Annotated in this window: 9 protein-coding genes; all 9 read left to right on the forward strand. The window is 54.9% G+C overall.

The genetic code is table 11. The annotated features are described in order from the left end of the window. Window positions 1–64: 64 nt before the first annotated feature. Window positions 65–1984, forward strand: coding sequence for a helicase-related protein (locus tag D2E22_RS10690; protein WP_126032218.1), 1920 nt, complete (start codon window positions 65–67; stop codon window positions 1982–1984). Beyond that, window positions 1981–6054: an Eco57I restriction-modification methylase domain-containing protein gene (locus tag D2E22_RS06135; RefSeq protein ID WP_126032219.1), complete on the forward strand. Its 4074-nt coding sequence runs from the start codon at window positions 1981–1983 to the stop codon at window positions 6052–6054. The genes D2E22_RS10690 and D2E22_RS06135 overlap by 4 nt, the downstream gene beginning before the upstream one ends. Before the next feature lie 10 nt (window positions 6055–6064). Beyond that, window positions 6065–9787, forward strand: a complete 3723-nt coding sequence (gene drmA, locus D2E22_RS06140) for a DISARM system helicase DrmA (RefSeq protein WP_126032220.1) — start codon at window positions 6065–6067, stop codon at window positions 9785–9787. After that, window positions 9780–11873 (forward strand): DUF1998 domain-containing protein, encoded by a 2094-nt coding sequence (drmB, locus tag D2E22_RS06145; protein ID WP_126032221.1) that lies wholly within the window; start codon window positions 9780–9782, stop codon window positions 11871–11873. The genes drmA and drmB overlap by 8 nt, the downstream gene beginning before the upstream one ends. Then, window positions 11873–12649 (forward strand): DISARM system phospholipase D-like protein DrmC, encoded by a 777-nt coding sequence (gene drmC / locus D2E22_RS06150; protein WP_126032222.1) that lies wholly within the window; start codon window positions 11873–11875, stop codon window positions 12647–12649. Before drmB ends, drmC begins: the two co-directional genes overlap by 1 nt. A gap of 208 nt (window positions 12650–12857) precedes the next feature. Next, a complete protein-coding gene (locus tag D2E22_RS10520) occupies window positions 12858–13010 on the forward strand; it encodes a hypothetical protein (protein WP_164518437.1) in 153 nt (50 codons plus the stop codon). Window positions 13011–13271: 261 nt separating this feature from the next. Continuing rightward, window positions 13272–13832, forward strand: coding sequence for a GNAT family N-acetyltransferase (locus D2E22_RS06155; RefSeq protein ID WP_126032223.1), 561 nt, complete (start codon window positions 13272–13274; stop codon window positions 13830–13832). A gap of 169 nt (window positions 13833–14001) precedes the next feature. Continuing rightward, entirely contained in the window at window positions 14002–14283 is a 282-nt protein-coding gene (locus D2E22_RS06160; RefSeq protein ID WP_126032224.1) for a hypothetical protein, read from the forward strand. Between the two features lie 224 nt (window positions 14284–14507). Next, entirely contained in the window at window positions 14508–14786 is a 279-nt protein-coding gene (locus D2E22_RS06165) for a hypothetical protein (RefSeq protein WP_126032225.1), read from the forward strand. The last annotated feature ends 56 nt before the right edge of the window (window positions 14787–14842 follow it).

Consider the following 14842-nt stretch of genomic DNA (forward strand, 5'->3'; position numbering starts at 1 on the left):
GCTGCTCTTCCGTAAGCGGCTATTGTCAAGTCCTTGGGCTTTCGGCCGCACATTATCGCGATACTTGGATTCCGATACCGGCGAAGGGGAAAGCTGGGAAGGCGATGGCTATTATGCCGAAGTCATGGGATCGGGGCAGTCTGACGAGGAAGAAGGCTGCGAAACACAGCCGGAGTTCGTGGCACTGACCCAAAACCGCAATGACGATCCGCTTGCATCTGCCACGGAACAGGAAATTGCCGAACTGACCGACTGGGCGACCCGTTATGAAGGCCAGCCCAATGCACGTTTGAACAAACTCATCGAATGGTTGGACTCGGTATGCCGTCCAGATGGTAAGCGCAATTGGAATAACGAGCGTGTTGTCATCTTCACGGAATATGCTGACACGCTCGAATGGATACGTGGCATTCTTGAATCGCGCGGCTATACGAAAGAGCGACTTGCCACGATTAGTGGCAGCACGAGCGCCGAAGAGCGCGAATTGATTCGTACCCAATTCAATAAAGCCCCAGATGAATACCCGCTACGCGTATTGCTGGCTACCGATGCGGCTGGCGAAGGCATTGACTTGCAGAAATACTGCCATCGCCTTGTCAACTTTGACATACCGTTCAATCCTTCACGACTCGAACAGCGTGTAGGGCGTATTGATCGGTATGGGCAACAGCACGCGCCGGAAATCTTCTATTTCAAATCAGACAGCAAATCTGGTTTGGGTGACGACAGTGATTTCCTGGAACGTCTGGCGAATAAAATCTCCATCGAACAGCAGGATCTCAAAACCGTCAATCCACTCATCGATAAACAGATCTATGCACACTTCTGTAAACGTGATGCTGCAGCAGTGACACTGCCTACGGAAACCACCGAGGCTGCTGCTGAAATGAACAATGTTCTTGCGCGGGGCAAGGAACTCAACCGCAGTCTTACCGAACTGGAACGTGACTATGCCGCCAGTCGTACGCGTATGCATTTGAGCGAGAGTGCGGAACGGCGTGTGGTCGATGAGGCACTTGAACTCACCAATCAGCCACCGCTTATTCCGACCAACCATGCAGGTATCTATAAGCTTCCTTCGCTTAATCCTGGTTGGCAGCCGATTGCAAATGCCCTGCGGTCGATTCTCGATCCCGAGAAGATTCCCCTCATCACTTTCAACGAGATCATTGCTAAGGGCAAAGATGACAAGAATACAGGCGCTACGGATAGCAGTGTTGAAGATGAAGTCAAGTCAGATGACATTGCCTACATGCATCTGGGAAGCACGCTGCTAGACAAAGCTGCACGCACATTACGGAGCAACCTCTATGGGCAGGAATCCAAACTGCATCGCGTTACTGCAGTGGTTGTTCCAGGATTGGAGTACACATGTGCGGCGGCTGTGGCACGTCTTGTGCTCGTTGGTCGCTCAGGACTACGCGTTCATGAGGAAATATTCGTGACAGGCATACGCTTTGGCGCACAGAACATGGCTGAGGAAAAGGTGCTGGAGCTGCTGGACGACACGCTGGATGCCGAGCGCCCATTGCAATTGGCCGATGAAGCCATCCTCAAGCATTTGGAAGCAGCATGGGATGAACACCAGGGGCGCATGAAGCAGCGTCTTGAAGATGCTGTCATGCGGCGTGCCGAGATACGGCAACAAGCGGTGGAGACAAGCCTGCATAAGCGGGAGGAGGACGATAAGCAGCGTGTGCATGGCATCTTCTCGCAGTTTCGAGCCAATCTACAGGCTTCACTCCAGCGCTTGAAGGAAGAGGAAGATCAAGAGCAGATGACGCTGTGGCTTGATGAGGAGCAGCGCCAACGCGCACGCGACATAGCAAACATGACGGAACGCCTTGGTGCATTGGACGACGAGGAACGCAAGGAAATCGAACTGGTCGATTTGCGCTACCGCAATATTCGGCCATACGTGTCGATTGCGGCACTCGTTTTTGCCGTGAATGAGCGTGATGCGCAGCAATGGAGGCAACAATGAACATACGACGCCGTATGCCAGCCGAAACCGGATCACAGGCACATCGCGATTGGCTTGCCCTCGTTGATGCAGCAGGACCATTCCTTGCCGTTCCCGAACTGCTTCAGGTGTGGCCACAAGGCATGCCACCGCTGCGCATTCAGCCTGCAGGCCCGGAACGGCTCAGGCAATTGCATGCGCGGAAAGAGCTTTTCGAGCCGGCATGGGATGCTTGGAGGCGCACTGCCCTGCAATCTGATGATGAGCAGGCGCTCGCTGATGCGCTGACGCTGTACCGTGAGCAGCGTGATGTCTGGGTGCATTTTGTGTTGACGGCCTTGTTGGATTGGCAGACTGACTATGAGGAGCTTGACGAATCGGGTATGGAGGCATACCGCGCGATCTCACCCAATGAATTGGTAAGCGTTGTTCCGAATGGTCGCTTGCGGTTGCGTGGTACCACGGGAGCGCTTGTGCTCATTACGGATCCGGTGGCATCTACCCTAACGGATACGCCTGATGATGGGTGGAACGCGAATCCGCTTGACCGCATGCAGCTCATGCTGCGTCAGCGCACGTCGGATTGTTCGATTGGCGTGGTCACCGATGGACGCTGGTGGGGCATCGTGAGTGCACCGAAGGATGGTCCAGCCGCATGGGGACAGTTCGATTCGCAGATGTGGATTGATACGCCGAATGTACGCGATGCGTTCACCAATCTGCTCAGTGTATCGCAGTTGGTTACGGACAAGCCTGAGAATCGTTTGCCGGCATTGTTTGCAGGATCCGTGACGGCCGCGGAAGAGATTACGGAAACCCTTGGTTCGCAGGTACGGCAGGCGGTTGAGCTCATCGTGGCTGCGTTCGGCGAATCCGCTACGAGGAACCAGACCGGTGTTTTGCCGGAGGGTGACGAAGTGTATCAGGCCGCTGTCACCATCATGATGCGCATCATCTTCTTGCTGTTTGCGCAGGAGCGTGGACTCCTGCCGCAGGGTGGCCTCTTCGATGCATCATATGGCATGGCAGGTGTGCTTGACGACCTTGAGGTACGTGCCTCGGCGGAAGGCGAGGAGGGCATGGACGGCACGAGTCTGTCATGGCACCGTCTGCTCGCCACATCCCGTGCCTTGTATAGCGGTGCCAACTTCGAAGACATGAGGCTGCCGGCCTATGGTGGCTCGGTGTTCGATCCGGAACGCCATCCATTCCTCACGGATGTGGATGAGCAGGGCGAACTTGTCATCACGGTAACCGACCGCGTCATGCTGCATGTATTGCGGTCCATTCAGGTTGCACATGTGAACAGTGAAGCGCGCCGTGTGTCCTTCCGAGATATGGATGTGGAGCAAATCGGCTATATTTACGAAAGTCTCTTGGGGTATACGTGCAAAAAGGCCAGCACAATCATGATGGGATTGGATGGCAAAGCTGGATTTGAACCAGAGATGCCACTTGACGAGCTTGAACGCATCGCACGCAAATACGATGATGATCCGAGTGGTATGGAGCGCGCCAAGGCGATACAGGCATGGGTGAAAATGCACGAACCTGGTGCACAGACTGTTTCCGAGAGAAAACTCAGTGCACAGTTGACGGCCACGCCAACAAAAGACGATGAACGTGCATTGCTGTCAGTCACTGGTGACGCAGTATTGCGTGACCGCCTACGTCCTTGGATTGCGTTGACTCGGCGCGATATGCGCGGCAAACCATTCATTTTGCTGGACGGCATGATGTATGTGTCAGAAACATCATCGCGCAAGGATGCGGGCGCACATTACACGCCGCGCTCATTGGCGGAGGAAGTCGTGGAACATGCGCTCGAACCGCTCGTCTACAACCCGGGACCATTGCAGACAAGCGATCGAAGCAAGTGGGGGCATATCAATTCCGATGCATTGCTCAATCTGCACGTCGCAGATATTGCCTGCGGTTCCGGCGCGTTCCTTGTTGCAGCGGCACGGTATCTCGCGCGTGAACTTGTGGAGGCATGGCGGCAGGAGGATGCGTTGCCGGCCATGGAACCCGACCGGATCCTGTTGAGTGCAACACGCAAGGTGGTGTCGTCCTGCCTGTATGGCGTGGACATCAACGACATGGCCGTGGAAATGTGTAAGCTGTCGCTTTGGCTCATTTCATTAGACAAGGCACAGCCATTCAGTTTTGTGGACAACAAGATTCTGCATGGCAACACATTGCTCGGTGTGACCAATCTGGCACAGGTGGAGCGCAAACGCATCAATGACGAGGAGGCGTCGCTATCGCTGCTGGATATGAATGCGGCAGGCCAATATGCGCTCGCCAACGATACGAATGAAGCAATGCGCACCGTGCGTCGTTTGCGCAAACAACTTGCCGAGGAGATCAACAACAACGATCCACAACGGTCGACTAAAGCGAAGCAACGGCAAATGCGTGAAATTGACAAAACGCTGGAACGTACACGCACGATTGCAGACGGTGTTGTCGCTGCTGGATTGCTTGCCGACGGCAAGCCAAGTAAGGAATGGGGCACAAGCTATGAGGATTTGTCGATTGCCGTCGGGCGGGCGTACCCGGCTGAAGGCGATGGCGATGCCACAATGCTCGATTCCATTATCGATCGTGGCCTTACGCCGACAGTCCCCACGGACTACGAACGATGGAAATGCGTGCATTGGCCACTGGAAATCCCCGAGGTCATGGAAAATGGCGGATTTGATGCTATTATCGGCAATCCGCCATTCCTCGGTGGTCAAAAATTGACGGGAACCATGGGGGCGAATGTGCGCGAATGGCTTATTACCACCATTGCTGATGGCAACCGCGGTAGCGCCGATTTATGCGCATATTTTTTCCTACGTGCATTCTCTATTATGCGTTCTGGCGGTACCTTGGGGTTACTCGCCACGAATACGATTGCGCAAGGCAAGACGCGAGAAGTAAGCCTTGACCGCATGTTGCAAGAGCATTTCACAATCTACCGTTCCATCCGTTCCCGGTCATGGCCAGTGAAAAGCGCCAATTTGGAATACTCGACCATTTGGGGAGTCAAAGGTGCGGTTCCTGATGCTGTTCAACGTAACTGCGATGGTGTGGAAGTCGCGCGAATCTCATCGTTGTTGGAACCGCAAGGACGAGTTGCCGGAAAGCCTGAACCGCTAGAAGAGAACGACAATATCAGCTTCCAAGGCTGCATTGTGCTTGGGCAGGGATTCATTATCTCACAAGAGCAAGCGAATGAGTGGATTGCGGACGACCCGCGGAATAAGGAAGTACTCCATCCGTATTTGAATGGTAAAGACCTCAATTCGAGACCAGATTGCAGTGCATCACGATGGGTGATCGATTTCAATGATTGGTCTGAGGAACGAGCAAGGACCTATTCACTGCCGTACAAGCATATTCTTGAAACCGTCAAGCCTGAACGGCAAAAAAAGAAAGCGGATGGTACGTATAAGTTACGGAAACCCTTACCGGAACGATGGTGGCAATACGCTGAGAAACGGCCAGCTCTACGAAAAGCCATTGCCCCTTTAGACCGTGTGCTTGTTATAGCACAAGTCAGCAAGACATTGATGCCGCAACTGGTAAGCAGTAATCAGATACTGGATGCAAAGCTGATTGTGTTTGCGACAAGCAACTATGCCGATTTAAGTGTGTTGTCATCATCGATGCATCGCGATTGGGTAATGAAATACGGAACCACCATGCGGCAGGATTCTACCTATGTTCCAACAGCTGTGTTTGTTCCGTTCCCACGGCCAAAGGCAACTGATGCGCTTCAACGCATCGGTAGGATGCTTGACGAGGAACGACGTGAAATCATGTTGCGCCGTCAACTCGGATTGACGGATTTATACAACCGGATTAACAACTCTGACATTACCAACGATGATGACGCCGATATTGCACGCATGCGTGCCATCCACCGGGAACTCGATGAAACGGTCATGGCGGCGTACGACTGGTCGGATATCGATTTGCAACATGGGTTCTACGAATACCGTGATGTGACGCGGTGGACCGTATGTCCGCAGGCGCGCGTTGAGATTCTCGACCGTTTGTTGGAAGAAAACCATCGGCGTGCCGACGCCGAACGAGAGTAGGGAGTACCATATGGCCCAACACACATCCCCGTTCAATCTGACCGAACCATTGGATGGTTCGTCGTACATGTGCCGGGAAAACCTGCAGGACATTCTCGCACGTGAATTGCTCGGCCCCGCCCAAGGAGACGACGAACTGCTCGAAACACGCCCGCAGAACAAATACATCCTCGGTCGTATTGCTCCTGTGCGCGTGGGCCTCGATGAGGAGGAGGCTGCCCGGCAGAACTCCGACGATCAAGATTCCGAGGACATCGACAATGCGCAGACTGCGGGGCCTGACGGAGAGGATGGCGACACGGCGCCACGGCGTGGCCTCATGATTCCATCGTCGATGGGCCTGCGTTTCCAGGTGTCCGATGATCTCGATGTGTTCACGGTGCATTGCTCGTGGGCGCGGTATGAGAATAAAAAGGTCGAAGTGCAGGGGGAGGACGGCAGGGAGACCTCCAAAACGCACTATCAGCGAGTGCCAATGGAGGGAGCGGTAAGGATTCCTCTGAGCGATCTACGCGATGGTGTCACCACATCATTCCCCGTACAGGATCATGTGGTGCTGCGCGTCGACCGGTATGACGACTCAGATCTCAAGCGATGCCTCATTGAAATCGCATTGTGCAACGACATGGAGTCCGAAAAGCCGGTTCCCACGGCAAAATGGATGTTCCAAACCCTACTCAACGTGGACGCCGACGGGCGTGCGGTGTTCCTGCCGGTGCATGACTGGAATGAGGACGCCTCATTCGAGGAGGAACCGGATTACGAACAGCGTTGTTTGCGATTGCAGTACCGCAATCGGCTCGAGTTCGCCGTGGGACGTACGTGTTCCGCCGATTGGACGGTTGCACCGGAGCACCCGCGTCGTGCGACGAATGTGCGGACAACGTGGCTGCCCACTGCTGATATTCCCCAGACTGAGGCGCGCATGGTCGAAGGCGTCGAACTGGACATGACCAAGCTGGCCACGATGGATGGCGATCAATTGCGAGCGGCACTGTCTCCGATCGCCACGGAATACGCCACATGGCTCAATGAGCAGGAAGCCTCCATCGATGCGTTGCCGAGGCATTTGCAGCGCACCGCTCGCGATGTGGTGGGCACAGCACGTCTTGTTGCTCGTCAACTGCAGGATGGCATTGATTTCCTGTGCAATGATGCCGAAGCACAACGTTGCTTCCACTTCATGAATACGGTTATGGCCGAACAGCGCGTGCATACGCAGATCAGTGCACTCCGTGCCAACGATGAGATACTCTCCATTGATGAGGCGCGTGCAAAAGCGCTTGACAGCCAGTATCCGCATCATTGGCGCATGTTCCAGCTTGCCTTCATTCTCATGCAGATTCATGCGCTTACTGAGCCGCATATTGCGGAACGCTCCGGTGAAGGCGTGGCGGCCCAAGCGCAGTTGCTCTTCTTCCCGACCGGTGGTGGTAAAACCGAAGCCTACCTCGGTCTTGCCGCATACTCGTTCGCCATTCGCCGGCGTCAGGGCATGATCGGAGAGGGAGCCGACAGACTTGACGGGTCCGCAGGCGTGACCGTTCTCATGCGCTACACGTTGCGATTGTTGACCTCGCAGCAGTTCCAACGTGCATCCACACTTGTGTGCGCCGCCGAACTCGAACGTCGAAAAGATCCCAAGACGTGGGGTGAAGCACCCTTCCGCATCGGTCTATGGGTGGGCACGAGTGTGACGCCAAAGCGCGTTGAGGAGGCCAGAGAAGAGATTCGCAAGTCGTACCAACGCGCGAATACGAACCCTTCGGTGCTGCAGATTATGGCGTGCCCATGGTGCGGCAATGCGTTGACGGGTGCCGACGTGAAAGTCGACCTGACCGCGGGACGCGTGTACATCCACTGCTCCGATAAGAGAGGAACCTGCCCGTTTACGGAGGGCGGACCGGTGGAAGAAGGCATTCCCGTGCTCATGACCGATGAGGAGATCTATCGACTCGTTCCCGCATTCGTGATTGCGACGGTCGACAAGTTCGCTCGTCTTGCGCGTGAAGGAATGGCATCAAGCCTCTTCGGCTATGTTGGGCGCAAGTGCGACCGCCACGGCTATGTCCCCAAGCTGGACAAGCTTGGCAAATCTGATTTCCGGAGCTGCGAGATCCAAGACGATTCACAGCACAAAGCGGCCAAGGGCCATCCGGCTGCCTATATTCATCCGGCCACGCGACTGCGGCCTCCGGACCTCATCATTCAGGACGAATTGCATCTCATCACCGGCGCATTGGGTACCTCGGTGGGTCTCTTTGAAGCCGCCGTCGATGTGATGTGCACGTGGAAGGATGCCGAGGGACGTGAGGTCCGGCCGTTGGTCATTGCATCATCGGCAACGGTGCGCAATGCGCCTGACCAAGTGCATAAGCTCTATGCGCGCAGTACCACGATGTTCCCACCGCAGGTGCTTGATGCATCCGACACATTCTTCTCCCACGAGAAGCCGTGCGACCGTACTACGCCAGGGCGTCGTTACATTGGGCTTTCCACGACCGGCGTGCGTTTGAGCGCAGCGGAGATTCATACTGCAGAGACTCTGTTGAAGGGTGCCCAACTCCTCATGGATAGCGCGGATGGTGGCAATGCCGCCGATCCGTATATGACACTAGTTGCATATTTTTCAACAGTGCGTGAATTGGCTGGCATGGCTCGATTCATGCAGGACGATATCGGTCTGCATACCAAGCAAGGCCGCGTTGGTAGTCGGTTACCACGCCGCTTTGGCACTGATGCCGGAAACCTGCGTGTTGGCGAACTGACATCGCGTATCTCGTCGGGAGACATCGTGCGCACATTGAACGAGATGGCCGCATCCTTCGACGTGGAATATGACGCCAACCTCGTAGGCACACCAAACAAGGAACTCGACATCAAGGAGCCGGAGAGGAAACGACGCGCATCCGAAGAGGCTCGTCCGTTTGATGCCGTGCTCGCAACATCCATGCTGCAGGTCGGCGTGGATGTGCCCCGACTGGGTCTCATGATGATCGTGGGGCAGCCGAAGAACACGGCTGAATACATTCAGGCATCGTCGCGTGTCGGGCGAGATGCAAAGCGTCCTGGACTTGTGGTGACCTTGGGCAACTGGGCTCGGCCGCGAGACCTTGCGCATTATGAACAATTCAAGGCATACCATGAATCCTTCTATGCACGCGTCGAACCACTCTCGGTCACACCGTTCTCGGTCACATCATTGGACAGAGGACTTGATGGATTGCTCGTGAGCGCCGCACGCGTCATGGACGCCACGCGGCAGAATGGTCTCAACCCTGAGATGAACGCAGGACGAGCAGCCGAAGAGCATCAATTCCTCGAGCACATCGTTGATCTGCTGAGCGAGCGCATTCGCAATGCCGGTGGCGAAGACGCGTCGCAGGAGGCCATATCGCGTCTTCGCAACCGCATCGGTGTGTGGGAGACCTTGGCGAATGCCGATAACGGGGACGGCAAGGTGCTCGCGTATGAACGCGTCCCGAAAGACGACGACAGATTTGACCGTCTCATGCGTTCCGCCGAACAGCTCGCCGAATCGGATGCCACGATGGCAGACAGGCGATTCGTCGTCGCCAATTCGATGCGTGAGGTGCAGCCGGAGATCAACATTCTTGTATCTCCCGACCCCAATCGTCTGGGGTATGACGATTCCGACGATGCACCACAATGGCAGCCTCAGGGTGTGTCAGCACATAATAAGAAGGATGAGAAGGATCCGAATCATGAGTGACAAGAACACTACCGCCGAAATCGAGGCAGATGAAGCCTGGATCTACGATCCAGAGAATGACGTCGATCCGCTTGGCGACGCCGAACGCCTGCAGGGTGCAGGGAAAAACCACGCCAAGGTCGGTGGCGCGCGTGGCACGACACTGCTGTATACCTATGGTCCCGGTGCCATCATGGACATGCCGCATTTCACGGTCATGCCCATGGGCCTTGATTCTTGGCAATACATTTGGCAGCGTCGCGCAGGTATCCCAACGGTTACCGCACCGCGTCTATTGGAAAATGTGCAGCTTATGCTGGGCCCGCGCGTCACCGAGTTGCGTCCATTCCCATGGCAGCCCAATCCGGATGGCAACGCCCGCCAAGGAGATGATCTGGGCGTACCCGCACGCATATTCCCGCAATGGTTGCGTTGCACCGGCTGCGACTTGCTCGCGCCGGTCTCGACCTTTGCCAACGGGTATGCAAACACCAATCCATATCGGCCTGATCGCGCCGAATTCGTGCATAAGAATTGCCCGGGGAAAGCTCGCCGGAGCACGAAGATCAAGAATGCGCCATGTGTGTCAGCCCGTTATCTGCTTGTATGCGAAAACGGCCATATGGATGAATTCCCATATGTCTGGTGGGTGCATAATGGTGGATCATGCCCCAACGCAGAGCGCCCTCAGCTCCGCATGGTGGAAAGCAGTCGGAACGCAGTAGGTACCCGAATCATCTGCAAAAGCTGCGGTGCAATACGTTCCATGCGAGAAGCGCAAGGTTCCGAGAATCGCGTCAAGTTGCCCCGGTGTCGGGGACGCATGCCGCAGCTCAACGCATTTGCCGCCAAAGGATGTGACAAGGTGCCGCGTCTCATGCTCATCGGTGCATCCAATCTGTGGTTCCCCGTTGTACAGAGCATCATCGATATGCCGCGATTGAACAAGATGGACGAAACCATGGATCAATACCATGAGATTCGGAAAATACTCGGTGCTGCTGATTGGATGCTTGATGAGGAACTGGAAACCAACATTCGTACCATATATAAATCCTTGAGCAAGGCCCAATATCATATAACCGAAACAAAGCTTCGCCAGCTCATTCTTACGGCGCAGAACGTTCGCGAACTCACGGAAGAGGAACGCCGTAAGGCAAGAGCAGCATGGGAACCGGTTGATTTGCTCGTCCCGGAATGGGAGTATCTTGACCGGGACGACATTAAGGACGGTCGGGAGACCGATACGCAAAGCGGTCTTACCGTACGCAACCAACTGGTCACGCTGACATTGCAGAATATGGGTGTGCGGCGTCTGCTGGCTGTGGATCGGCTCAGGAAGGTCAACGCACTCATTGGTTTCACCCGGGTCGATGACTATGACCGCGCGAACGATCCCAGCTCGCGTCTTGTCCGTCTCAATCTCGAACCCGACATTAACTGGGTTCCCACCACCGAGGACTTCGGCGAAGGCGTCTTTATCCAGTTTGATGAACACAAGATAGCTGAATGGCAAGAGCACATCCTCGGAACTCCGCTGTGGAAAGCATATGTTGAAGCACATCGGCGCAACTTCTACAACCGGTTCTCGGAAACATCCAAGGAAGTTGACCCCGACACACGTCTTCCTCGGCCACGGTATTGGCTGATGCACACGCTTGCACATGCGCTTATCAAACGCATGGCGCTGTCGTCGGGTTACGGCATGGCAAGTTTGACGGAACGTCTATACGCATGGGACGCGAAGGATGAACGTCCAGCAGCCGCAGGCATTCTCATCTCCACGACGGCTTCGGATTCCGACGGCACGTTGGGCGGTCTCGTGGCATTGAGCGAACCAGAAACGTTCGAACAGATCATGAAGGATGCACTGCGGGGAATGCGCCGTTGCTCATCCGATCCAATCTGTGCCCAGCGTGTTCCACAAGATCCTGAAGACTTCCTTCATGGAGCCTCGTGCCATTGCTGTTGCATGCTGTCGGAAACCTCATGCGAGCGCGCGAACCGTTTCCTCGACCGCCGATTCATTGTGCCGCTGCCCGGTGAGTATGAGCATTGCCTATATAAGGATTGCGCATTCTTCACAGCAGATGAGGATATGGGTTGATGAACGTGCAAGAGGCCTGCATACGACTCGGTCAGTGTCTTACCGGCACGGAGGCCCGTGACCTTGCCAATCTGCTGCAAAAAGGGTACCCATTGTCCAGTGCGTTGGGGCAAGCCATTCCCAAGCTTGCCCGACGCACAGAGATTGACGAGTTGCTTACCACTATTGCGCAGGGCAACTGCGAGTTGGATCGTACTGCCACGATGGTGGAGAATGTTGTGCTGATGCACATCATCCAAGGTGCTCACAGCAACAGTTATGAGGTGACGCCAGTATGGACCGCCCCGTTGGGATTGGTGCATACGGGAGAACTCAATTCCGTGCGCAGTCGTCTCTTGCTGGAAGCACAGGCGTCGATCATGTGCTCGACGTTTAACTTCCAACGTTCGAGCGACCTATGGAAGGCACTCGAAGAGGTGTCAAAACAACCGGGGCTGGAGATCACGATCTACGTGGATGGCTATGCCAATCGGCAAGAGGATGATCGGGATCATTCATCGGCTGAGGATATTGCACGCGCGTTTCCGCAAGCCCAGGTGTTCCGTACGAAGGTTTGTGCGGATGATGATGGGAGAGGGAAGCGGTATCGCAATCATGCGAAGTTCTTGTGCGTGGATCACCGTCACTTGCTCGTGACGAGTGCAAACTTCTCCTACAGTGCGGAGACACTCAATATTGAGCTGGGACTGCGCATTGACGATCCTCGAATTGCAAAATCCATCGAGCGGCAGATGCATATCTTCGAATCCAAGCTCTATGAGCTTGTGAATCCGTGATATGCAGTTGCACTGTGCGCCTATACGTGTGCCCGTAGCGCTTTTCGTGTTACGGGCACACGTATAGGCGAACTGTATCACTTCATGCGCATGCCTCATGCCTTCCTTTTCTACACTGTTCGATGTGAACATATCCATCGCGCAACATCGTAGCCGCGAGGCGGAACTGTTCGCGCGGCGATAGAGATAGGAGAAGGTATCTTGTTAAGTGACCGGGAACGGCATACGAATAGAGGAGCGGATAAATGCGAGTGATCTGACACCGCATGAAATTGCTGATGTTGTGGTTCCTCTGGCGCGTGAGTATGGTGTTGATGAACTGTATCTTTTTGGTTCCATGGTACGTGGTTCGGCAAAATGAATACTCTGACGTTGATTTCATCTATAATCTTCTTGATTCTTCTGACAATTATCTAAAAATTATTGATTTTTGGCATCGCTTTCAGTGGTTGCTTGGGAAGGCCGGTAGACCTGGTTCGCACATCTTATGTGGAAAATCCTAAGAATGATATGGATTCAGGGCGTATTCGACGTGCGTTCATGCACAACCTTCAGCGGCATCCGATCTATAGAATCCTATGAAGGCGCGGGAATGAATGAAATGCGGCGGTAGAATGGTGGCATGAGCATCTACGAGAACTGCCCGGAACTGTGCGACGACGCATACCGCATCCGACTCATCGAGCCACGCGACGCCGAGGACCTGCTCGCCGTGTACGGAGACAGGCTCGCCCTCCCGTTCTTCAACTCAGACAACTGCCACGGCGCGAACTTCTACTGCCGCACACTGCACGACGTGCAGGAGAGCATCAAATACTGGCTCGTCGAATACCATGAGAACCGCGCATTCGTGAGATTCGCCGTCGAATCATTGGAGACTGGAAAAATCATCGGAACGCTGGAGATGTTCCGGCGCACGGCCAACGATTTCTACGACGACTGCGGTATCCTGCGCATCGATCTGGGCACGGCATACGAGTCCACGCCTGTGATCGAAGACATGCTCAACCTGGTCTCCGTGCCGTTCATGCGGTTGTTCGGCTGCTCGAAGATCGCGACGAAGGCGCCGATCTACGCGGTGGAACGCCGTGCCGCGCTCGCCAATGCCGGGTATGTGGCGAAGCCGCAGCCGCTCATCGGGCACGACGGCACGCATTACTACGATTATTGGGTGTACGCCTGATGCATATGTGACCATTGTGGGGACAGCATCAGATTGCATGTTGATTTTTCATGGAATAGTATGTGAGAAATAATACTATTTTTACCATGAAGAGGTGGTTGAGATGGGTTGGGGGCAAACGTATCGGATCGCCGCTGACGGCGATGGCACTCACGGGAATGGTTGCAGCGTGCGGGCAGGTGGATTCCCCGCAGGCGACGCCTTCGGCGACAACGGCACGACCAAGCAGCAAGACAGTGTGGGGCCCGCGCTGACCGAGGATCAGCTCAAGCTGTTCAACGAGACGATGGACCAATGGCAGCGCAAGAATGACGGGACGCTCGTGGAATCCATGGGGCCGACCCTGCTTGAGGGGTCGACGATGAATGTGTCTTCGAAGGAGTACCATGCAGGCGATGCGTATGAGATTGGCGTGTGGTGCATGGGTCACGGCAGTGTGAAGGCGAAGTAGACCCTTGGCGACACGCAAAGCTACACGGCCGACGTGCAATGCTTCCCGCAGATCGGTGCAGAGGATCGGCGATGACGCCAAGGAGAGCACGATGACGCTTATGGCGCAGGGTGACACGATGGCCCAGGTTGCATACCGTATCATCAAGGTAGAGAACCATAAGAGTCAGTCCGATTCATGATGTAGCCATGAAGTTGGATGGCGCTGGGAAGGATGTGAGTGTAATGATGCAGTTGAATAAACGGATGAATATTCATCTTTTTTCCAGAGTGTGTCTCATCTTTCTGATTATATGGTCAGTTCAGATCATTGCGGAGATGATCTGGAAAGGAGGCCCCTCCACACCGCTGATTCAAGCGCTGGGACTGGCGTTCTGTGTGTTTGGTGTAGCGTTGGGAGCATTCACCGATAAGGAGAACCGCTTGCCGGTGTACGGCCTGATTTTGTCTGCATTGCTTCCCATTCCCGTTGCGGTGGGCGTGATTCTACTGGGAATGCTGTAGGCAGACGTGCCGTCCGTATTGTGCGCAACGTCGTGGTAAGTCGTGGTAAACAGCAT

Origin of the sequence: Bifidobacterium castoris (assembly GCF_003952025.1) — a bacterium.
In the GTDB taxonomy this organism is placed as follows: domain Bacteria; phylum Actinomycetota; class Actinomycetes; order Actinomycetales; family Bifidobacteriaceae; genus Bifidobacterium; species Bifidobacterium castoris.